Below are 20,541 nucleotides of genomic sequence, written 5' to 3' on the forward strand. Positions count from 1 at the left end.
TATGACGCCCGAAGAACCCAAAGTGCCTGAAGAGGTCACGGGAGAAGAGAGCGGCGGCCCGCCTCCGCCCACGCTCGACGAGCGGATCACCGGCGCCCTGGTCGGGGCCGCCGTCGGCGACGCCCTCGGCGGCCCGGTCGAGGGCTACTCCCCCGACCAGATCGCGGAGCGCCACGGCGGCCGGATCCACGGCGTCGTCGGGCCCTGGCACGGCGACGACTGGCGCACCGCCCGCCCCATCGCGCCGTACCACAAGGGCGACGGACACGTCACCGACGACACGTTGATGACACACGCGCTGATCCGCGTCTACGAACGCGTCCGCGACCACCTCGACGCCTACGCGATCGCCGGCCACCTGGTCCCGGACCTGATGACCAACCCCCGCTGGATCCCGGAACTGCAGACCGAGACGCTGCCCCTGCACCGCGTCTTCCTCGCCGAGAAGTGGCTGGTTGCCCGGCTCGCCTACGGTCACGTCGACCCCCGGGAGGCGGGCGTCGGCAACATCGTCAACTGCGGCGCGGCGATGTACATGGCGCCCGTCGGCCTGGTCAACGCGGCCGGGCCGGCCGCCGCCTACGCCGAGGCGCTGGACGTCGCCGGTGCGCACCAGTCGTCGTACGGCCGCGAGGCGGCCGGTGTCTTCGCCGCGGCCGTGGCCGCCGCCGCCACCCCGGGTGCGACCCCGGACTCGGTCGTCACCGCCTGTCTGTCGCTGGCCAAGGACGGCACCCGCGCGGCGATCGAGGCGGTCTGCGAAGTCGCCGCGCGCCACCGGGACTTCGAATCGGCGCTCGGTCCGCTGCGCGCGGCGGTGGCCCCGTACGACACGGTCGGCCCGGACTACCGCTCCCCCTCGCTCGCCGCCCGCCGCCCCTCCCGTCTGCACTCCATCGAGGAACTCCCCATCGCCCTCGGCATGTTGCTGGTCGCCGGCGGCGACTTTCGGCACGCCGTCCTCGGTTCGGTCAACTACGGCCGTGACTGCGACTCGATCGCCACGATGGCCGGTGCCCTCGCCGGCGCCCTCGGCGCACCCGTGCCCGAGGACTGGGCGAAGACGGTCGCGGAGGCGAGCCGGCTGGACCTCTGGGAGCCGGCCCGCACGCTGGCCACGGTGACCCGCGAGATCTTCGAACGGGACGTGCGCCGCAGGCGCGCCCACGAGCGGGCGTTCAGCGCACTCGGAGGCCGCCCGTGCTCCGGCTGACCTGGGTCCAGCCGGAGGACCTCCTGGGCCACGAACTGCGCCAGGCCCGCCTGGACGGCCGGGAGCCCTCGGCGATCGAGGCGAGATGGCGGGCGGCGGGCGGCCCCGACGCCCCGCAGCGGGCGGGAGCCTCCGCCCACCGCGTGTCCCGCTACCTGCGCCTGCTGGCCGAGGACCTGCTGGACGAACTGGCCGACCTGCCCAGCGGGCTGGCCGAGGACGAGCCGACGGACCTGGCCCGGATCAGGGCCGCGTGTCCCGACTGGCCCACCGTACGGCTCGGCGCTCCGCTCGCCCCGGCCGCCCTGGAGGCCGCCTGGCTGGGCCGGGCCGTCGGCTGCCTGCTGGGCAAGCCGGTCGAGAAGCTCCCCCTGGAGGGCGTCCGTGCCCTCGCCCGGGCCACCGGCAACTGGCCCCTCACCACCTACTTCACCGCCAAGGGCGTCCCCGGGTCCCTCCTGGAGGAGTACCCGTGGAACCGCCGCTCGGCGCCGACCTCCCTCGCCGAGAACATCGACGGCATGCCGGAGGACGACGACCTGAACTACCCCCTGCTCAACCTCCTGCTCCTGCAGCGCCACGGAAGGTCCTTCACCACCACGGACGTGGCCCGCCTCTGGCTGGAGGAACTCCCGCCCGGCCGCACCTTCACCGCCGAGCGCATCGCCCAGCGCAACCTCCTCAACGGGGTCGAACCCCCGTACACGGCACGCCACCGCAACCCGTTCCGCGAGTGGATCGGCGCCCTGATCCGCGCCGACGTGCACGGCTGGACCAACCCGGGCGACCCGGGGACCGCCGCCGGCCAGGCGCACCGCGACGCCGTCCTGACCCACACCGCCAACGGCGTGTACGCGGCCATGTTCACGGCCGCCGTCATCGCCACCGCCGCCACCGGGACCCACGACGTCCACGCCTGCCTCCGCACCGGCAGCACGGTGCTCCCGCCCCGCTCCCGGCTGGCGAAGGCGGTCGACCACGCCGTCCGGCTTGCCCGGTCGACCGAGGACTTCGACGACGTCGTGGACACCCTGCACGCCCTCTACGAACCGGCCCACCACTGGGTCCACGCCGTCCCCAACACCGCCCTGATCGCCGCCGCCCTCACCCACGCGGACGGCGACTTCGCCGGCTCCGTCTGCCGTGCGGTGTCGGGCGGCTGGGACACCGACTCCAACGGCGCCACGGCCGGCAGCATCGCCGGCCTCCTCGCCGGCACGCCCCACGCGCTGCCCGACCACCTGCGGGCCCCGCTGAAGAACCGGCTCGCCAGCACCGTCGCCGACTTCGACGGCACCGGCTTCGACTCCCTCGCCCACCTCACCCACCTGGAGGCGACCCGCACATGACTCACATCGCCGTCCTCGGCAGCACCAACATGGACCTCGTCACCTACGTCGCGAAGGCCCCGCAGCGCGGCGAGACCGTGACCGGCCGGGAGTTCCGCACGATCCCCGGCGGCAAGGGCGCCAACCAGGCGATCGCCGCCGCCCGTGCCGGTGCGACCGTCTCGATGATCGGCGCGGTCGGCAACGACGCCTTCGGCGTGCGCCTGCGCGACACACTGGAACACTCCGGCGTGGACACCGACTTCCTGCGCACCGTCGAGGGCCCCTCCGGCACCGCGCACATCGTGGTGGACGACGAGGGCGGCAACTCCATCGTCGTCATCCCCGGCGCGAACGGCACGGTCGACCACCTCTCCCCCGGCGACGAGGGCCTGATCGCCTCCGCCGACGCCCTGCTGCTCCAGCTGGAGATCCCGCTCGCCGCGGTCGTCGCGGGCGCGGAGGCGGCCCGCCGGCACGGCATCCGTACGGTCCTCACCCCGGCCCCGGCGCGGCCGCTGCCGCCCGAACTGCTCGCCGCCACCGATCTGTTGCTGCCCAACGAGTACGAGGCGGTCACCCTCACCGGCCGCACCGACCCGCGCGAGGCGGCGGCGGCCCTGCTGGACCTGGTGCCGCAGGTCGTGGTCACCCTGGGCGCGACCGGCAGCCTGTACCTGGCCCGGGGCACCGAACCGCTCGTCGTCCCCGCCCCCCGGGTGACCGCCGTCGACTCCACGGGAGCGGGCGACACCTTCGCCGGGGCGCTGGCGGTGGCCCTGGCCGAGGAGAAACCGGTACGGGAGGCGCTGTCCTGGGCGTCCGCGGCGGCGGCGATCTCCGTGCAGCGGGCCGGGGCGTCGGTGTCGATGCCGTACCGCCCGGAGATCGACGACCAGTGCACCGCATGAGCACGCCGGCGGATACGCCCCCGGCCCTCGCCGGTCTGCGGGTGCTGGACCTCGCGACGCTGTTCGCGGGCCCGCTGTCCGCGACCCTGCTCGGCGACTTCGGCGCCGAGGTGATCAAGGTCGAGCATCCCCGCCGCCCCGATCCCTCGCGCGGCCACGGACCCGCCCGGCAGGGCGTCGGCCTGTGGTGGAAGGTGCTCGGCCGCAACAAGCGCACCATCACCCTCGACCTGTCCACGCCCGGCGGCCGCGGGACCCTCCTCCGGCTCGCCGCCACCGCCGACGTGGTGATCGAGAACTTCCGCCCCGGAACCCTGGAGAGATGGGACCTAGGCTGGGACGAACTGTCCGCGGCCAACCCGCGGCTGATCCTGGCCCGGGTCACCGCCTTCGGCCAGTTCGGTCCGTACGCCCACCGCCCGGGCTTCGGCACGCTCGCCGAGGCGATGAGCGGTTTCGCCGCCATGACCGGGGAGCCGGACGCGCCTCCGACGCTGCCGCCCTTCGGGCTCGCGGACTCCGTCGCGGGCCTGGCGACCGCCTACGCCGTGCTGACGGCACTGGCCGCGCGGGAGCGCACCGGCACCGGGCAGGTGGTCGACATGGCGATCATCGAGCCGATCCTGTCGGTGCTCGGCCCCCAGCCGACCTGGTACGACCAGCTCGGCCATGTGCAGGAGCGCACCGGCAACCGGTCCGCGAACAACGCCCCGCGCAACACCTACCGCACCGCCGACGGCGCCTGGATCGCCGTCTCGACCTCAGCTCAGTCGGTGGCCGAGCGGGTGATGCGGCTGGTGGGCCGCCCGGAACTGGCCGGGGAACCGTGGTTCGCCACGGGCGTGGAGCGGGCCGCGCACGCCGACGTGCTGGACGAGGCGGTCGGCTCCTGGATCGCCGCCCGCACCCGCGCCGAGGTGCTGGCGGCCTTCGAGAAGGCGGAGGCGGCCGCGGCCCCGGTGCAGGACGTCCGGGACGTCTTCGCGGACCCCCAGTACCAGGCCCTGGACACCGTCACCACCGTGAGCGATCCGGAGCTGGGACCGCTGCGCATGCAGAACGTCCTCTTCCGGCTCTCCGCCACGCCCGGCGCGATCCGCTGGGCCGGCCGCCCGCACGGCGCCGACACGGACGCCGTCCTGGGCGAACTGGGCCTCGGCCCGGCCGACATCGCCGCCCTGCGCGCGGAGGGCGCCCTGTGACCCGGTTCCCGCTGACCTGGCTCTACGCCCCCGGCGACCGGCCGCACGTGGTGGCCAAGGCGCTGGCCGCGGGCGCCGACACGGTGGTGATCGACCTGGAGGACGCGGTCGCCCCGGACCGCAAGGACTACGCCCGCACCGCCACGGCCGACCTGCTCCGCTCGCCCCAGCCGGTCCCGGTGCACGTCCGCGTCAACGCCCTGGACACCCCGTGGGCGGCCGCGGACCTCGCGGCACTGGCCACGCTGCCGGGCCTGTCCGGGCTACGGCTGCCGAAGGTGACCTCGCCCGGCCAGATCAGGCAGGTCGCGGTGGCCACCCCGCTCCCCCTGTACGCGCTGCTGGAGTCGGCTCTCGGCATCGAGCACGCCTATGCGATCGCCGGTGCCCACCCGTCGCTGCGGGGCATCTCCCTCGGCGAGGCGGACCTCAGGGCCGACCTGGGCCTGCGGGCCGACGCGGGGCTCGACGGGCCGCGCTCGCGGGTGGTCGTCGCCGCCCGCGCGGCGGGTCTCGCCCCGCCGTCCCAGTCCGTCCATCCCGACATCCGCGACCTGGACGGCCTCGCCGCGTCCTGCGCCCGCGGACGTGCCCTCGGCTTCCTGGGGCGTGCCGCGATCCATCCCCGGCAGCTTCCGGTCATCGAACGGGCCTATCTGCCCACCCCGGCGGAGATCGAGCAGGCCGAGACGATCATCAAGGCGGCGGCGGAGGAGCAGGGTGCCCAGGCCCTCCCCGACGGCCGCTTCGTCGACGCGGCGGTGGTCACGGCGGCCCGGCGGACCCTGTCACTGGCCCACCGGCGCTGACCGGTCGGGCGGTCGCCCCGGCACGACGAGGGCGCCCGGGTCGTCCCGGGCGCCCTCGGTGTCGCATCGGCGCAGGTCAGCTCCTCTTCGCAGCCGACTCGGCGGCCTCGTCCTCCACCTTCTCGGCGTTCTCCGGCTTCCCGGCGTCCTCCGGCTGCTCCGTCTTCTCGGCTGCGGACCCGTCCTCGGCCCTCGCCTCGGTGGCGCTCCCGGCGCTCCCGTCGCTCTCGGCGCCGTCGGCCGGGCCACCGGAGACCTCGTCGGCCGGACCGCCGGAAGTGGCGTCGGGCACTCCCCGCTCCACCACCGCTTCGCGTCCCGGCCGCTTCCCGGCGGAGACCACGATGTAGGTCACGGCGAGCAGGAAGACGATCAGCGCGGTCCAGTCGTTCAGCCGGAGACCGAGGATGTGGTGGGCGTCGTCCACGCGCATGTACTCGATCCAGCCGCGGCCCACGCAGTACGCGGCGACGTACAGGGCGAAGGCCCGGCCGTGGCCCAGCTCGAAGCGGCGGTCGGCCCAGATGACGAGGAGGCCGACACCGATGCACCACAGGGACTCGTAGAGGAACGTCGGGTGGTAGTAGCCCGGCACCCGGCCGCCCTCGGCGGAGGTGATGTGCAGCGCCCAGGGGACATGCGTCTCCCGGCCGTACAGCTCCTGGTTGAACCAGTTGCCCCACCGGCCGATGGCCTGCGCGAAGGCGATGCCCGGCGCGACGGCGTCGGCGTACGCGGGCATCGGGACGCCCCGGCGGCGCGCGCCGATCCAGGCGCCCAGGGCGCCGAGCGCGATGGCGCCCCAGATGCCCAGGCCGCCCTCCCATACCTTGAAGGCGTCCACCCAGTCACGGCCCTCGCTGAAGTACAGCTCGTAGTCCGTGATCACGTGGTAGAGCCGGCCGCCGACCAGGCCGAACGGCACGGCCCAGACCGCGATGTCGGCGACCGTCCCGGACCGTCCGCCGCGGGCGATCCAGCGCTTGTTGCCGAGCCAGACGGCGAAGAAGACGCCGATGATGATGCAGAAGGCGTAGCCGCGCAGCGGGATGGGGCCGAGATACTGCACCCCGTGCGACGGGCTGGGAATGTAGGCAAGTTCCATGGCAGGTCCGACGCTACCGTGCCGGGCCACGGGGACCGCAAGCAGCCCGGCTACGGGTCCATAACGGGAGGCGCGGGAAACACGCTCACCGCTTGTCGGCGTCCTCCACCATCTGCTTGAGCTTGGCCGGGGTCATCGTCTGGTCCTGGTAGATGTTCTTGCCGCCCAGCAGGACCGTCGGCGTGCCGGAGAAGTTGCCGGACTTGAAGGCCTTGTGGGACTTGTCCACCCAGTTGTCGTGGGTGCCGTCCTTCACGCACTTCCGGAAGGCGGGCGTGTCCAGGCCCTTCACCTTGCCGGCCAGCTCGATCAGCCTGGCGTCGCTGCCGAAGGCGTCGTCGGTCTCCTTGGGCTGGTTCGCGTACAGCACGTCGTGGTAGTCGCGGAACCTACCGGCGTCCTGGGCACAGGCGGCGGCGTTGGCCGCGCGCAGGGAGCCGCTGCCGCCGAGGTTGCCGTCGATCAGGCGGACGAGGTGGTACTCGACTCTGAGCTTGCCGGCGTCGGTCAGTTCGTGGAGCGTCGGCCGGTACGCCGCCTCGAAGGCCTGGCAGGCCGGGCAGCGGAAGTCCTCCCAGACGGTGAGCGTGGACTTGGCGCCGTCCTTGCCCACCGGGATGGCGAGGCTGTCCTTGCCCTGCGCGCCCGAGGGCGCCACGACCGGGCCCGCGCTGCTCCCCTTGTCCTTGCCGGCGTTGGCGGCGACCACGCCGATCACCGCCGCGAGGCCGAGGACGCAGACGACGCTCGCGCCCACGATCAGCGTGCGCCGGCGCTTCTCCGCGGCCTTCTGCTTCTCGCGCTCGACCGTCATCCGTTCCCGGGCCGTGCGCTTTCCGTCACGGTTGTTCTCGCTCACACCCCCAGAACGAACCGGGGCGGCGCAGCGCGCCTCCCCGGTCCGAGGTCCACCCGTTCGAGTGACCGGATCCTCCGTCGTGAACGGCTGCGGATGGTCACCGCCGGTCAGGCCTGGCCGCGCACGCCCTTCGCCAGCTCACCGGCGAGCCGGCGGACCTCCGCGAGGCCCGAGGCGTGGTCCGGGGCGTCCAGCATCCGCTTGACGAACGCCGAGCCGACGATGACGCCGTCGGCGAAGCCGGCGACCTCGGCGGCCTGGGCCGCGTCGGAGACGCCGAGCCCGACGCAGACGGGCAGCGCGGTGCCGGTGCCACGGGTGCGCTCGACCAGGTCCTGGGCCTGCGTGCCGACCGACTCGCGGGTGCCGGTGACGCCCATCAGCGAGGCCGCGTAGACGAAGCCGCTGCCCGCCGCGGTGATCTGGGCGAGCCGCTCGTCCCTGCTGCTGGGGGCGACGACGAAGACGGTGGCGAGGCCGTGCTTGTCGGCGTGCTCCCGCCACAGGGCCGACTCCTGGACCGGCAGGTCGGGCAGGATGCAGCCCGCGCCGCCCGCCTCGGCCAGCTCGGCGGTGAAGCGCTCGACGCCGTAGCGGTCGATGGGGTTCCAGTACGTCATGACGAGCACGGGCTTGCCGGTGGCCTCGTGGGCCTCCCGGACCGTGCGCATGACGTCCGCGATTCTGACACCGCCGCGCAGGGCGATGTCGTCGGCGGTCTGGATGACCGGTCCGTCCAGGACCGGGTCGCTGTGCGGCAGGCCGACCTCGACGACGTCGGCGCCGCCGTCGAAGACGGCCTTGATCGTCTCGATGCCGCCGTCCACCGTGGGGAAGCCGGCCGGCAGGTAGGCGATGAGGGCGGACCGGCCCTCGGCCTTGGCGGCCGCGAGGGTGTCCGTCAACAGCTGGATGTTCCCGCTCACTTGGCGTCCCCCTCGATCTCGGCGGTGTCGGCCGCGTCGGCGGCCACCTCGGCGTCGGTGTCGTACAGGCCGAAGTAACGGGCGGCGGTGTCCATGTCCTTGTCGCCACGGCCGGACAGGTTGACGACGATCAGGCCGTCCTTGCCCAGCTCCTTGCCGACCTCCAGGGCGCCGGCCAGGGCGTGGGCGCTCTCGATGGCCGGAATGATGCCCTCAGTGCGGGACAGCAGGCGCAAGGCCTGCATGGCGGCGTCGTCGGTGACCGCGCGGTACTCGCCGCGGCCGGAGTCCTTCAGGAAGGAGTGCTCGGGGCCGATGCCCGGGTAGTCCAGGCCCGCCGAGATCGAGTACGGCTCGGTGATCTGGCCCTCGTCGTCCTGCAGGACGTAGGAGCGGGAGCCGTGCAGGATGCCGGGCTCGCCCGCGGTCAGGGTGGCCGCGTGCTCGCCGGTCTCGATGCCGTGGCCCGCGGGCTCGCAGCCGATGAGCCGGACGCCCGTGTCGGGGATGAAGGCGTGGAAGAGGCCGATGGCGTTGGAGCCGCCGCCGACGCAGGCGATGGCCGCGTCCGGGAGGCGGCCGGCCCGTTCGAGCAGCTGGCGACGGGCCTCGACGCCGATGACCCGGTGGAAGTCGCGGACCATGGCCGGGAAGGGGTGCGGGCCGGCGACGGTGCCGAACAGGTAGTGGGTGCGGTCGACGTTGGCGACCCAGTCGCGGAACGCCTCGTTGATGGCGTCCTTCAGGGTGCGGCTGCCGGACTTCACGGCGACGACCTCGGCGCCGAGCATGCGCATGCGGGCCACGTTCAGGGCCTGGCGCTCGGTGTCGATCTCGCCCATGTAGATGGTGCAGTCGAGGCCGAAGAGCGCGCAGGCGGTGGCGGTCGCGACGCCGTGCTGTCCGGCGCCGGTCTCGGCGATGACCCGCGTCTTGCCCATGCGCCTGGTGAGGAGGGCCTGGCCGAGCACGTTGTTGATCTTGTGGGAGCCGGTGTGGTTGAGGTCCTCGCGCTTGAGGAAGACCCGGGCACCACCGGCGTGTTCGGCGAACCGGGGCACCTCGGTGAGGGAGCTGGGGCGGCCGGTGTAGTTGACCAGCAGGTCGTCCAGCTCGCGGGCGAACTCCGGGTCGTGCTTGGCCTTGTCGTACTCGACGGCCACCTCGTCCACGGCGGCGACGAGGGCCTCCGGGATGAACTTGCCGCCGAACGCGCCGAAGTAGCCCTCGGCGCTGGGGATGTGACCCTCCGGGTCCGGGATGAAGAACTCGCTGGGCATGCGGAAACCTCACGGTGAGTGCGGAAGAAGAACACGGATCGCCGTGGGGCGGAGGATGTCGAACGGCCTCAGGTGGTGTGCGGCCGGCCGCGCAGTTCCCCGCGCCCCCTCGGGGCGCGCTGCCATCGGCGACCGTTCACCTGCCCGGGTTCGTCGCCGATGACGTACCGCACACGACGGCCGTGGACGCGCCTCGCCGGGGCGCGGCAGCCCCGCGGCCGGCAGCCGCGCGCGAGGCGGGCGTACCGGTCCACGGTCGTCATGGTGGGAGTCATCGTGACCAAGCCTAGCGGGGGGTCAGCCGCGCCCGTGCCGGAGTGCCGGGTGCTCGCCCGCGGCCACCAGGTCGGCCACCGCCGCCTTCGGGTCGCGGCCGGTGACCAGCGACTCGCCGACCAGCACCGCGTCGGCGCCGGCGTTGGCGTAGGCGATCAGGTCGTGCGGTCCGCGCACCCCGGACTCGGCCACCGTGACGACGCCCTCCGGGATCTCCGGGGCGACCCGCTCGAACGTGCCGCGGTCGACCTCCAGCGTCTTCAGGTTGCGCGCGTTGATACCGATGATCTTGGCGCCCGCGTCCACGGCCCGCTCGACCTCGTCCTCGTCGTGCACCTCGACGAGCGGGGTGAGCCCGATGGACACGGCACGCTCGATCAGCGACTCCAGGGCCGGCTGGTCGAGGGCGGCCACGATCAGCAGCGCGAGGTCGGCTCCGTACGCCCGGGCCTCCCACAGCTGGTACGACGTGACGATGAAGTCCTTGCGCAGGACCGGGATGTCCACGCGCGCGCGGACCGCCTCCAGGTCGGCCAGCGAGCCGCCGAAGCGGCGCTGTTCGGTGAGGACGGAGATGACGGCCGCGCCGCCCGCCTCGTAGTCCGCGGCCAGTCCGGCCGGGTCGGCGATCGCGGCCAGCGCGCCCTTGGAGGGGCTGGAGCGCTTGACCTCGCAGATCACCTTGACGCCGTCGCCCTTGAGGGCGGCCACCCCGTCCTTGGCGGCGGGGGCCTGGGCCGCGCGCTCCTTGAGCTCGTCGAGGCTCACGCGTGTCTGCCGCTCCGCGAGGTCGGCACGGACTCCGTCGATGATCTCGTCGAGCACACTCACGCGAGCGGCCCCCTTCCTGGCGGTGTTTCCTTCGGGTTTGGAGAACCCGCAGTCACTGCGATGGTATCCGCAGGAGCGCGAAGGCCTCGCATCCGGTGGCGGGCGGTCCCACCACCTGGACATTTCGCCCGGCCGGTCAGGGGTGCAGCCAGCTTCCGGCCGGAAGGTTGCGGACCACGGTGAAGGCCAGCAGCAGCGCACCGGTCACCCACAGCTGTGCCGGTCCGAGGTCGAGCCGGGCCGGCCGGCCCCGTACCGCACGGATCACCCAGACGGTCCACAGCACCGCGCAGACCAGATAGCCGGCCACACCCGCCGCGTTGTCCCGCAGGGCGGCGAGGAGGTCGCCGTGGACGAAGGCGTGCGCGCTGCGCAGCCCGCCGCACCCGGGGCAGTACAGGCCGGTGAGGCGGTACAGGGGGCAGACGGGGTAGTGGCCGGGTTCACCGGGGTCGACGGCGCCGACGTACGCGAAGGCCGCGGCGGCGGCCGTGAACAGGCCGGCCGGAACGGCGAGCCGCCGCCACACCGGGGCGGCCGGGGCCGGGCGGGGAGTCGGCGGTGGGACCGTGCGGCTGTCGGCGTTCACGCCGGCATTCTGCCCCGCCGCCCGGCCGCACGCGCGCCGGGAACAGCCGACGGTGCACGAGACAGCGGCCGTGCCGTCAGGCCACCTGAATCACGGGGCCCACGGGCCGGGGCACACGCGCGGGGCCGGCACGAGGGCCCGGCGGGTGCGCGGCCCGGCACACGGCGAAGGGCGGCCCCGCATCCCTGTGGATGCCGGGCCGCCCTTCGGGGAAACCTGGGGTGCCGCGGGGGTCAGCCCTTGGCGCCGGCCGGCTCGGGGGTCGCGACGGGAGCCTGGTGCGGGAGTGCACGCTCCTGCTTCGGCTGACCGAGACCCATGGCACGCATGATCATGCCGACGACACCGCCGAGGACCACGATCACCATGCCGGCCCAGAAGCCGACGGGCTGGGCCATCACCATGAACGCGCCCGAGACGCAGAAACCGATGAAGGCGATGGTGACGCCGGTCCAGGCGGCCGGGGTGTGACCGTGGCTGCTGCCCGCCATGACTTTGCTCCTCGTTGCTGTGTACGTGTCGAAGTACGTGTGCGTACGGGTTCCGGGCCCGCCCGTCACCGTCCGAGCCGGACGTTCGCCGTCCATTGTCCCGTACGCGCACGCCCGCCGGACGCGGGGGTGGCGTCTGTTTCGCCACACCACCCGCGCGGACCGTACACCCGTCGCCCGGGCCGGCCCGTTCGGCGAACCGCTCAGGCCCCGGTCGGGTCCTCGCCCCGGTCCAGGGCCTTCCAGATCTCCTCGGGGCGCTCCGGGTCGACCGGCCGGGCCTTGCGGCGGGGGCGCTCGGCGCCGCGCTCGTAGCGGCCGGACATGGCGGGCCACATACTGCCGTAGCGCAGCGCGAGCAGGCCGGCGATCAGGATCAGGACGCCGCCGACGGCCGCGACGTACGGCCAGCCCGTGTGGCTGAGCGCGCCGACCGTGGCGGAGGTGTCGCCGCTGACCTCGGCCGCCCGCTGGTCCAGCGCGGAGCTGTCGGTGGCGGCCGCGACGGCGGCGAGGGCGATGCCGGCCCCGGAGAGCGCGAGGAGGGCGGCGACCAGGAGGCGGCCGGCCCTGCGGACGGCGAAGACGGCGACGAGCGCGGCGAGGCCCACTATGGCGAGGGCCGCGGGGACGCCGGTGACGTCGCTGCCCTTCACGGTCAGCGGGAACGCGCCACCGGCGACCGTCGCGGTCCCCTCCGCCCAGCGTTGCCGGGTGGCGAGCAGCGCCACGGCCGCGCCGAGGGCACCGCACAGGAGGGCCACGGCGAGGCTGCGCCGGCCGGACCGGGCGGGTGCGTCGGCTTCGGAACGAGGGTGCGGAACAGCAGTCACGTACTCCACTATCGCCTGAACCCCGGGCGAAGTGTCACCCGGGGCTCGTATGAGAAGCGCCCTACTTGCCCAGCCGGTTGGCGGTGTGCACCGCCCGCAGGACCGCGGCCGCCTTGTTGCGGCACTCCTGGTCCTCCGCCACCGGGTCGGAATCGGCGACGATGCCGGCTCCGGCCTGCACGTACGCCGTGCCGTCCCGCAGCAGGGCGGTACGGATGGCGATCGCGGTGTCGGAGTCGCCGGCGAAGTCGAGATAGCCGACGCAGCCGCCGTACAGCCCGCGCCGGGACGGCTCGAGCTCGTCGATGATCTGCATCGCGCGCGGCTTGGGGGCGCCGGAGAGGGTGCCGGCCGGGAAGCAGGCGGTGAGCACGTCGAAGGCGGTGCGGCTCTCGGCCACCCTGCCGGTGACGGTGGAGACGATGTGCATCACGTGCGAGTAGCGCTCGACGGACATGAAGTCGACGACCTCGACCGAGCCGGGCTCGCAGACCCGGCCGAGGTCGTTGCGGCCGAGGTCCACCAGCATCAGGTGCTCGGCGCGCTCCTTGGCGTCGGCGAGCAGTTCGTCGGCCAGGGCCTGGTCCTCCTGCGGGGTGGCCCCGCGGGGCCGGGTGCCGGCGAGGGGATGCACCATCGCCCGCCCGTCCTCGACCTTGACCAGGGCTTCCGGCGAGGAGCCGACGACGTCGAACCCCTCGAACCGGAAGAGGTACATGTACGGCGAGGGGTTGGTCGCCCGGAGGACCCGGTAGACGTCCAGCGCGCTCGCCGTGCACGGCGTCTCGAACCGCTGGGAGGGCACGACCTGGAAGGCCTCGCCCGCGCGGATGCGTTCCTTGACGTCCTCGACGGCCGCCCGGAAGTCGGAGCCGCCCCACAGCGCGGTGAACTCGGGCAGCTCGGAGGGGGGCAGGACGGCCGGGGGCTGGGCCACCGCGCGCGTGAGGTCGGCCTCCATGGCGTCGAGGCGGGCCACGGCGTCGGCGTAGGCCTCGTCCACGCCGGTGTCGAGATCGTTGTGGTTGATCGCGTTGGCGATCAGCAGGACCGAGCCCTCCCAGTGGTCCATCACCGCGAGATCGCTGGTCAGGAGCATGGTCAGCTCGGGCAGCCGCAGGTCGTCGCGCTCGCCGGGGCCGATCTTCTCCAGGCGGCGGACGATGTCGTAGCCGAGGTAGCCGACCATGCCGCCGGTGAACGGCGGCAGGTCCCCCTGGTGGGGGGTGTGCAGGGTCTGGAGCGTGGCGCGCAGGGCGTGGAGCGGGTCGCCGTCGGTGGGGACGCCGACGGGCGGGGTGCCCAGCCAGTGGGCCCGTCCGTCCCGCGCGGTCAGGGTCGCGGCGCTGCGGACGCCCACGAACGAGTACCGGGACCAGGAGCGGCCGTTCTCCGCGGACTCCAGCAGGAAGGTGCCGGGGCGCTCGGCGGCGAGTTTGCGGTACAGCGCGACCGGGGTGTCACCGTCGGCGAGGAGCTTGCGCGTGACCGGGATGACACGCCGGTCGGCGGCCAGCTTGCGGAAGGTCTCGAGGTCCATGACCGCTGACCTTACTGATCCGAACGGGCGGGGCCGGAATCGGCGTCCTTCAGCAGGACGTCCTCGTCGAAGCAGGTGCGCGCTCCGGTGTGGCAGGCGGCGCCGACCTGGTCGACCTTGACGAGCACGGTGTCGGCGTCGCAGTCCAGGGCGACCGACTTCACCCACTGGAAGTGCCCGGAGGTGTCGCCCTTGACCCAGTACTCCCGGCGGCTGCGCGACCAGTAGGTGCAGCGGCCGGTGGTCAGGGTCCGGTGCAGCGCCTCGTCGTCCATCCAGCCGAGCATGAGCACCTCGCCGGTGTCGTACTGCTGGGCGATGGCCGGGAGGAGCCCGTCGGCGCTGCGCTCGAGGCGGGCGGCGATCTCCGGGTCGAGGCTGCTGGGCCGGGGGGTGCCGGTCGTACTGGTCATGGGTGCCATTGTGCCGCGCCGCGCCGACACGGCCGGGGCCGCGTCCACTGGGCGGACCGATCACCTGGTCGTAGGCTGACTGCATGTCGACCTTCGCCAAGCGTGAACGGCTCCTGCTCGCCGACCTCTTGGAAACCGTCGGGCCGGACGCCGAGACCCTCTGCGACGGCTGGCGGACCCGGGACCTGGCCGCGCACGTGATCGTGCGTGAGCGCCGTCCGGACGCGGCCGGCGGTTCGTTCGTCAAACAGCTCGCGCCGCGCCTGGAGCGGGTGATGGCCGAGTACACCGCGAAGCCGTACGAAGAGCTGATCCAGCTGATCCGCACCGGCCCGCCGCGGTTCTCGCCCTTCCAGCTCAAGCAGGTGGACGAGGCGGCCAACATCATCGAGTTCTACGTCCACACCGAGGACGTCCGCCGTGCCCAGCCGGACTGGAGCCGGCGCGAGCTGGACTCCGTCTTCCAGGACGCCCTGTGGTCCCGGCTGGAGCGCACGGCCCGGCTGGTGGGCCGGGGGGTGCCGACGGGCCTGGTGCTGCGCCGCCCGGACGGCCAGACGGCGGTGGCGCACCGGGGCGCTCCGGTGGTCACGGTGACCGGTGAGCCCTCGGAGCTGCTGATGTTCGTCTTCGGCCGGCAGGACGCCGCCGCGGTCGAGGTGAACGGCGACGCCGAGGCGATCGACCGGCTCCACGCGTCCAAGCAGCTGGGCATCTGAGAGGGGTCACCCCGTGATCAAGGTGGCGATGACGGGGGTGTACGTGGACGACGTCGCGCAGGCGCACGCCTTCTACACGGGCGTCCTCGGCTTCGAGACGCGTACCCACCTGGACCTCGGGGACGGCACGCTGTTCGTCACCGTCGGGGCGCAGGGGGCCCAGCCGGACGTCCAGCTGCTGCTGGAGCCCGGGCGGAGTCCCATCGCGGAGCCCTACCGCGGCGCGCTGTACCAGGCTGGCATCCCCTGCATCGTCCTCTCCGTGGACGACATCCGGGCCGAGTACGCGCGGCTGAGCGGCCTCGGTGTCCGGTTCACGCACCGGCCGCGGGAGCAGGGGCCGGTGCTGGCGGCGGTCTTCGACGACACCGTGGGCAACCTGGTGCAACTGGTCCAGTCGAAGGAGTGAGCGGTCGGCGGGAGGCCGGTGAGCGGTCGGCCGGGGAGTTCGGTGAGCCGTCGGCCGGGCAATCCGGTGAGCCGTCAGCCGGTGGATCCGTAACGGTCGGCCGGGCAATCCGGTGAGCCGTCGGCCGGTGGATCCGTCAGCGGTCGGCCGGGCAATCCGGTGAGCCGTCAGCCGGGGAGTTCGGCGCGGCGCAGGCCCGGCACCACTAGGGCGACGACTCCGCCGAGGCCGCATACGGCGGCGCTGACCACGAAGACCGGCCCGAGGCCCCAGGCACCGATCGCGGCCGCCGCGAACGGCATGCTCAGCGGGGCCAGGCCGAGGCTGACCAGGCCGGAGACGGCGGTGACCCGGCCGAGGTAGGCCGGATCGGCCCCGGTCTGCAGCAGCGCCCCGCACAGGGCGCCGCTGAGCCCGGCGAGCAGGCCCACGGCCAGGGCCACCCCGACGACGGCGGCGAGCGCGGGGACGAAGGCGAGGGCGCCGATGGCCACCGCGCCCGTGACGCACGCGCACCCGATGACCAGACCGGCCCGGGGCACCCGGCCCCGCACGGTCAGCAGCAGCGAGGCCGCGCCCGCGCCGGCACCGAACCCGGCGAGCACCCAGCCCATGCCGGAGGCTCCCCAGCCGCGCTGCTCGGCGAGCAGGGTCAGGCCGACGTTGAGCGGGCCGACGAAACCGAGGTCGCCGAGGGCGATGGCCAGCATCAGCGGAGCCAGGACGCGGTGGCCGCGGATGTAGCGCAGGCCCGCGGCGAGGTCGCTCAGAGCGGTGGTCCGGCCAGGACCGGGCAGGTCGTCCTGGGGCAGTTCCCGGACGCGCACGCATATCAGCAGCGGGACGGAGACGGCGATGAGCAGCCCGGCGAGCAGGAAGGCCCCCGAGGCTCCGCCGACGGCCACGCCGATGCCGCCGAGCGGGGCGCCGATCACGGTCGAGAAGCGGATGGCCAGGCCGCGCATGCCCTGGACCCGGGCGAGCTGGTCCTTCGCGGTGAGGCGGGCCGGAAGCGCGCCGACGGCGGGCATGAAGACCGCGTCGACCGTGCCGAAGACCAGCGCCAGCAGGGTGAGCGGCCACAGGCCGGGACCGGCCAGGAACAGCAGGGCGGCAACGGCGAGGACGGCCGCGCAGCGCACGGCGTCGCTGCCGATGACGACGCGGCGCGGGCCCAGCCGGTCCGCGAGCACTCCCCCGCCGAGCATCAGCACGGCCCGGGGCAGTGCGCTGACGGACATCACCACCCCGGCCTGGGCCGGGCTGCCGGCCTGTACGGCGGCCCAGGACAGGGCGATGTAGTAGACGCCGTCGCCGAGCATGGAGGAGGTGTAGGCGGTGAGCCAGCGCAGGACGTTGGGATCCCGGTGGGCCGCGCGTCCCACGGGCGGGGGGTCGCCGGTACGAGCGGGCCGGTCACGGTGTCGTTGACGGTGTCGGTCACGGACGGGCCCTCTCTCAGACGCGGAACGGGAAGCCGTACATGTGGAGCGCGACGTGTTCGCGCCGCTCGGTCCCGCCCGCTGCTTCGGCGGCCCTGCCCTGTTCGTCGTACCGGCGCAGGAGCGCCACGAGTTCGTCCTTCAGCGCGGTGAGTTCCGTCGGGGTCAGCCGCATCCAGGACTCGTTGTCGATCGCGGCGGTGTTCCATTCGGGACTCCACGTGGCGCGTTCGTCGAGGTAGCGGCGGTAGCGGTCGGTGCGCTGGTCGTGGAAGAGCCGGGTGGCCGCCAGATGGGCCGCCGCCCTGCCCGGTTCTCCCCGGAAGTCCTCGTCCTGGATGCTCACCCCGTCCGAGGCGGCTTGCCACCACCGCTCCCGTGCGTCGCCGCTCTGCGGCCGCGCCTCCTCGATCAGCCCGTGCTCGGCGAGCTTGCGCAGGTGGTAGCTGACCAGGGAGACGGCCTCGTCCACACGCTCGGCGAGCTGCGAGGCCGTGGCGACCCGCTCGACGCACAGCAGCCGGTACAGGTCGGCGCGCAGCGGATGGGCGAGGGCCTTCAGCGTGCCCACGTCGGTGATCCTGCGGTTCTCTTCGCTCGGCATGCGCTCACCGTAGATACGAAAGAGAAGTTGCGCAACGAATTTTGCGCAACTTCTCTTTCGTATCGTCGGTCCGGTCTCAGCGCGGGTCAGCGCACCGGGTGCCCCGCTTCGCGCAGCGTCTGCTTCACCTGGCCGATGCGCAGGTCGCCGAAGTGGAAGACCGAGGCCGCCAGCACCGCGTCCGCGCCCGCCTCGACGGCCGGCGGAAAGTCGGTCAGGCTGCCCGCGCCGCCCGACGCGATCACCGGGACGCCGACGTGCTTGCGGACGGCGGCGATCATCTCCAGGTCGTAGCCGTCCTTCGTGCCGTCCGCGTCCATGGAGTTCAGCAGGATCTCCCCGGCGCCCAGCTCGGCGGCCCGGTGCGCCCACTCGACGGCGTCGATGCCGGTGCCCCTGCGGCCGCCGTGGGTCGTCACCTCGAAGGAGCCGGGACCGGTGCGGCGCGCGTCCACCGACAGCACCAGCACCTGCCGGCCGAAACGCTCGGCGATCTCGCGGATCAGGTCCGGGCGGGCGATGGCCGCGGTGTTCACGCCCACCTTGTCGGCGCCCGCCCGCAGCAGCTTGTCCACGTCCTCGGCCGTGCGGACCCCGCCGCCGACCGTCAGCGGGATGAACACCTGCTCGGCGGTGCGGCGCACCACGTCGTAGGTCGTCTCCCGGTTGCCGGAGGAGGCGGTGATGTCCAGGAACGTCAGCTCGTCGGCGCCCTCGGCGTCGTACACCTTGGCCATCTCGACGGGGTCGCCCGCGTCGCGCAGGTTCTGGAAGTTGACGCCCTTGACGACCCGGCCGTCGTCCACGTCCAGGCAGGGGATGACTCGTACGGCCAGCGTCATGCCGGCCCCCCTCGGAACGCCTCCACCTCGACCTCGACGACCAGGCTGGGGTCCACGAAACCGGAGACGATGATCATCGATGAGGCGGGCCGGACGGTGTCGAACAGCGCCTTGTGGGCGCGCCCGACCTCCTCGACGTCGCGCGCATGCGTGAGGTACATGCGCGTGCGCACGACATCGTCGCGGCCGAGCCCCAGCTCCTCCAGCGCGGCCAGCGCCACGTTGAAGGAGTTGACCGCCTGCTCGTACGGGCCGCCCCCGGCGATCTGGCCGTCCACGATGGACGTGCAGCCCGAGATCAGCACCAGGCCGTTCGGCAGTTCCACCGCGCGGGAGTAGCCGAACTGCTCCTCCCAGGGCGCGCCGGTCGACACGCGTCGTACGTCACTCACCGGGCCACCGCCTCCAAGGCCTCTTCCAGGGTGAACGCCTTCGCGTACAGGGCCTTCCCGACGATGGAGCCCTCGACACCGAGGGGTACCAGCTCGGCGATGGCGCGAAGGTCGTCCAGGGACGACACGCCGCCGGACGCCACGACCGGGCGGTCGGTGGCGGCACAGACGTTCTTCAGCAGTTCCAGGTTCGGGCCCTGCAGGGTGCCGTCCTTGGCGATGTCGGTGACGACGTAGCGGGCGCAGCCCTCCTTGTCGAGCCGCGCGAGCGTCTCGTAGAGGTCGCCGCCGTCGCGGGTCCAGCCACGGCCGCGCAGGGTCGTGCCACGCACGTCCAGGCCGACGGCGATCCTGTCGCCGTGCCGGGCGATGACCTCGGCGACCCACTCGGGGGTCTCCAGAGCGGCGGTGCCCAGGTTCACCCGGGTGCAGCCGGTGGCGAGGGCGGCGGCGAGGGTGTCGTCGTCGCGGATGCCGCCGGACAGCTCCACCTTGATGTCCATCGCCTCGGTCACCTCGGCGATCAGCGCACGGTTGTCACCCGTGCCGAAGGCGGCGTCCAGGTCGACCAGGTGCAGCCACTCGGCGCCGGAACGCTGCCACGCGAGGGCGGCCTCCAGCGGCGAGCCGTAGGAGGTCTCGGTCCCGGACTCGCCGTGCACGAGTCGGACGGCCTGGCCGTCGCGGACGTCGACGGCCGGGAGGAGTTCGAGCTTGGCCATGGTCTACAGGGTTCCGATCCAGTTGGTGAGGAGCTGGGCGCCGGCGTCGCCGGACTTCTCGGGGTGGAACTGGGTGGCCCACAGGGCGCCGTTCTCGACGGCGGCCACGAAGGGCTTGCCGTGTGTCGACCAGGTGACCTTGGGGGCCGCGATCACCGGGTTGTGCGCCTCCATGGCCCAGTCGTGGACGGCGTAGGAGTGCACGAAGTAGAAGCGGGCGTCGGCGTCGAGGCCGGCGAACAGCTGCGAGTCCGCCGGGGCGTCCACGGTGTTCCAGCCCATGTGCGGCACCACGTCGGCCTGGAGCGGCTCGACCGTGCCGGGCCACTCGTCCAGGCCCTCGGCCTCCACGCCGTGCTCGATGCCGCGCGCGAAGAGGATCTGCATGCCGACGCAGATGCCCATGACCGGGCGGCCGCCGGACAGCCGGCGGTCGATCACCCAGTCACCGCGGGCGGCGCGCAGTCCCTGCATGCAGGCGGCGAAGGCGCCGACACCCGGCACGAGCAGGCCGTCGGCCTCCATCGCCCTGTCGAAGTCGCGCGTGACCTCCACGTCGGCGCCCACGCGGGCCAGGGCCCGCTCGGCGGACCGGATGTTGCCGAAGCCGTAGTCGAAGACCACGACCTTCTTGGTGCTCAATTCCACACCTCCAGCCGCATGACGCCCGCGACGAGGCACAGGCCCGCGCCGATCGAGAGCAGCACGATGAGGCTCGCGGGCATCTTCTGCTTGGCGAAGGAGATGATGCCGCCGACGAGGAAGAGGCCGACGACGATCAGGAGGGTCGACAGACCGGTCATGG

Annotated in this window: 25 protein-coding genes; 7 read left to right on the plus strand and 18 right to left on the minus strand. The window is 73.3% G+C overall.

The features are described 5' to 3' along the window. Nucleotide 1 precedes the first annotated feature (1 nt). Genes ACGFT2_RS32220 through ACGFT2_RS32240 form a run of 5 tightly spaced genes read left to right on the plus strand, consistent with a single transcriptional unit; the run spans nucleotide 2 to nucleotide 5,463 of the window. Nucleotides 2-1,213 (plus strand): ADP-ribosylglycohydrolase family protein, encoded by a 1,212-nt coding sequence (locus ACGFT2_RS32220; protein ID WP_393285286.1) that lies wholly within the window; start codon nucleotides 2-4, stop codon nucleotides 1,211-1,213. Further along, complete coding sequence (locus tag ACGFT2_RS32225) at nucleotides 1,201-2,562, plus strand: ADP-ribosylglycohydrolase family protein (protein ID WP_393285289.1); 1,362 nt, start codon at nucleotides 1,201-1,203, stop codon at nucleotides 2,560-2,562. The genes ACGFT2_RS32220 and ACGFT2_RS32225 overlap by 13 nt, the downstream gene beginning before the upstream one ends. After that, a complete protein-coding gene (gene rbsK / locus ACGFT2_RS32230) occupies nucleotides 2,559-3,452 on the plus strand; it encodes a ribokinase (protein WP_393285292.1) in 894 nt (297 codons plus the stop codon). Before ACGFT2_RS32225 ends, rbsK begins: the two co-directional genes overlap by 4 nt. Next, nucleotides 3,449-4,654, plus strand: coding sequence for a CaiB/BaiF CoA transferase family protein (locus ACGFT2_RS32235; RefSeq protein ID WP_393285295.1), 1,206 nt, complete (start codon nucleotides 3,449-3,451; stop codon nucleotides 4,652-4,654). The genes rbsK and ACGFT2_RS32235 overlap by 4 nt, the downstream gene beginning before the upstream one ends. Continuing rightward, nucleotides 4,651-5,463, plus strand: a complete 813-nt coding sequence (locus ACGFT2_RS32240; protein WP_393285298.1) for an HpcH/HpaI aldolase/citrate lyase family protein — start codon at nucleotides 4,651-4,653, stop codon at nucleotides 5,461-5,463. Before ACGFT2_RS32235 ends, ACGFT2_RS32240 begins: the two co-directional genes overlap by 4 nt. A gap of 76 nt (nucleotides 5,464-5,539) precedes the next feature. Here ACGFT2_RS32240 and lgt read toward each other — a convergent pair whose 3' ends face one another. The 11 genes from lgt to hisI form a co-directional block, all read right to left on the minus strand. Beyond that, on the minus strand, nucleotides 5,540-6,568 hold the full coding sequence (gene lgt, locus ACGFT2_RS32245) for a prolipoprotein diacylglyceryl transferase (protein WP_393285301.1): 1,029 nt from the start codon (nucleotides 6,566-6,568) through the stop codon (nucleotides 5,540-5,542). An 85-nt stretch (nucleotides 6,569-6,653) separates the two neighbouring features. Next, the gene (locus tag ACGFT2_RS32250) at nucleotides 6,654-7,427 is read right to left on the minus strand and encodes a DsbA family protein (protein ID WP_393285304.1); all 774 of its coding nucleotides are present in this window, start codon (nucleotides 7,425-7,427) and stop codon (nucleotides 6,654-6,656) included. Between the two features lie 107 nt (nucleotides 7,428-7,534). Continuing rightward, nucleotides 7,535-8,353: a tryptophan synthase subunit alpha gene (trpA, locus tag ACGFT2_RS32255; protein ID WP_393285307.1), complete on the minus strand. Its 819-nt coding sequence runs from the start codon at nucleotides 8,351-8,353 to the stop codon at nucleotides 7,535-7,537. Beyond that, nucleotides 8,350-9,633, minus strand: a complete 1,284-nt coding sequence (gene trpB, locus ACGFT2_RS32260) for a tryptophan synthase subunit beta (RefSeq protein ID WP_393285310.1) — start codon at nucleotides 9,631-9,633, stop codon at nucleotides 8,350-8,352. The genes trpA and trpB overlap by 4 nt, the downstream gene beginning before the upstream one ends. Before the next feature lie 68 nt (nucleotides 9,634-9,701). Continuing rightward, nucleotides 9,702-9,908 carry a tryptophan biosynthesis modulator TrpM gene (gene trpM, locus ACGFT2_RS32265; RefSeq protein ID WP_393285313.1) on the minus strand — a complete coding sequence of 69 codons (207 nt, stop codon included), beginning with the start codon at nucleotides 9,906-9,908 and terminating at the stop codon, nucleotides 9,702-9,704. A 22-nt stretch (nucleotides 9,909-9,930) separates the two neighbouring features. Continuing rightward, a complete protein-coding gene (gene trpC / locus ACGFT2_RS32270) occupies nucleotides 9,931-10,740 on the minus strand; it encodes an indole-3-glycerol phosphate synthase TrpC (protein ID WP_393285315.1) in 810 nt (269 codons plus the stop codon). 136 nt (nucleotides 10,741-10,876) lie between these two features. Beyond that, nucleotides 10,877-11,329: a DUF2752 domain-containing protein gene (locus ACGFT2_RS32275; RefSeq protein WP_393285318.1), complete on the minus strand. Its 453-nt coding sequence runs from the start codon at nucleotides 11,327-11,329 to the stop codon at nucleotides 10,877-10,879. A 233-nt stretch (nucleotides 11,330-11,562) separates the two neighbouring features. Further along, entirely contained in the window at nucleotides 11,563-11,820 is a 258-nt protein-coding gene (locus tag ACGFT2_RS32280) for an HGxxPAAW family protein (protein ID WP_393285321.1), read from the minus strand. A gap of 203 nt (nucleotides 11,821-12,023) precedes the next feature. Then, the gene (locus ACGFT2_RS32285; RefSeq protein WP_393285324.1) at nucleotides 12,024-12,662 is read right to left on the minus strand and encodes a TIGR02234 family membrane protein; all 639 of its coding nucleotides are present in this window, start codon (nucleotides 12,660-12,662) and stop codon (nucleotides 12,024-12,026) included. A gap of 52 nt (nucleotides 12,663-12,714) precedes the next feature. Continuing rightward, on the minus strand, nucleotides 12,715-14,193 hold the full coding sequence (locus tag ACGFT2_RS32290; protein ID WP_393285327.1) for an anthranilate synthase component I: 1,479 nt from the start codon (nucleotides 14,191-14,193) through the stop codon (nucleotides 12,715-12,717). Nucleotides 14,194-14,204: 11 nt separating this feature from the next. Continuing rightward, entirely contained in the window at nucleotides 14,205-14,606 is a 402-nt protein-coding gene (hisI, locus tag ACGFT2_RS32295) for a phosphoribosyl-AMP cyclohydrolase (protein ID WP_393285330.1), read from the minus strand. A gap of 83 nt (nucleotides 14,607-14,689) precedes the next feature. Here hisI and ACGFT2_RS32300 point away from each other — a divergent pair, with 83 nt between their 5' ends. Together ACGFT2_RS32300 and ACGFT2_RS32305 are read left to right on the plus strand one after the other, a co-directional pair. Beyond that, a complete protein-coding gene (locus tag ACGFT2_RS32300; protein ID WP_393285332.1) occupies nucleotides 14,690-15,325 on the plus strand; it encodes a TIGR03085 family metal-binding protein in 636 nt (211 codons plus the stop codon). Nucleotides 15,326-15,338: 13 nt separating this feature from the next. Further along, nucleotides 15,339-15,734: a VOC family protein gene (locus ACGFT2_RS32305; protein WP_393285334.1), complete on the plus strand. Its 396-nt coding sequence runs from the start codon at nucleotides 15,339-15,341 to the stop codon at nucleotides 15,732-15,734. A 167-nt stretch (nucleotides 15,735-15,901) separates the two neighbouring features. Here ACGFT2_RS32305 and ACGFT2_RS32310 read toward each other — a convergent pair whose 3' ends face one another. From ACGFT2_RS32310 to ACGFT2_RS32340, 7 genes are all read right to left on the minus strand, one after another. Then, complete coding sequence (locus ACGFT2_RS32310) at nucleotides 15,902-17,119, minus strand: MFS transporter (RefSeq protein WP_393285337.1); 1,218 nt, start codon at nucleotides 17,117-17,119, stop codon at nucleotides 15,902-15,904. 73 nt (nucleotides 17,120-17,192) lie between these two features. Beyond that, nucleotides 17,193-17,780 carry an ArsR/SmtB family transcription factor gene (locus tag ACGFT2_RS32315; protein ID WP_393285339.1) on the minus strand — a complete coding sequence of 196 codons (588 nt, stop codon included), beginning with the start codon at nucleotides 17,778-17,780 and terminating at the stop codon, nucleotides 17,193-17,195. Between the two features lie 86 nt (nucleotides 17,781-17,866). Next, nucleotides 17,867-18,622 carry an imidazole glycerol phosphate synthase subunit HisF gene (hisF, locus tag ACGFT2_RS32320; RefSeq protein WP_393285342.1) on the minus strand — a complete coding sequence of 252 codons (756 nt, stop codon included), beginning with the start codon at nucleotides 18,620-18,622 and terminating at the stop codon, nucleotides 17,867-17,869. Beyond that, a complete protein-coding gene (locus ACGFT2_RS32325) occupies nucleotides 18,619-19,014 on the minus strand; it encodes a RidA family protein (protein WP_393285345.1) in 396 nt (131 codons plus the stop codon). The genes hisF and ACGFT2_RS32325 overlap by 4 nt, the downstream gene beginning before the upstream one ends. Then, nucleotides 19,011-19,736, minus strand: coding sequence for a bifunctional 1-(5-phosphoribosyl)-5-((5-phosphoribosylamino)methylideneamino)imidazole-4-carboxamide isomerase/phosphoribosylanthranilate isomerase PriA (gene priA, locus ACGFT2_RS32330; RefSeq protein ID WP_393285348.1), 726 nt, complete (start codon nucleotides 19,734-19,736; stop codon nucleotides 19,011-19,013). The genes ACGFT2_RS32325 and priA overlap by 4 nt, the downstream gene beginning before the upstream one ends. A 3-nt stretch (nucleotides 19,737-19,739) precedes the next feature. Beyond that, nucleotides 19,740-20,384: an imidazole glycerol phosphate synthase subunit HisH gene (gene hisH / locus ACGFT2_RS32335; protein WP_393285350.1), complete on the minus strand. Its 645-nt coding sequence runs from the start codon at nucleotides 20,382-20,384 to the stop codon at nucleotides 19,740-19,742. Beyond that, nucleotides 20,375-20,539 carry a hypothetical protein gene (locus ACGFT2_RS32340; protein ID WP_258780527.1) on the minus strand — a complete coding sequence of 55 codons (165 nt, stop codon included), beginning with the start codon at nucleotides 20,537-20,539 and terminating at the stop codon, nucleotides 20,375-20,377. Before ACGFT2_RS32340 ends, hisH begins: the two co-directional genes overlap by 10 nt. Nucleotides 20,540-20,541 lie beyond the last annotated feature (2 nt).

This window comes from Streptomyces sp. NPDC048514, assembly GCF_043199955.1.
Classification (GTDB): Bacteria; Actinomycetota; Actinomycetes; order Streptomycetales; family Streptomycetaceae; genus Streptomyces.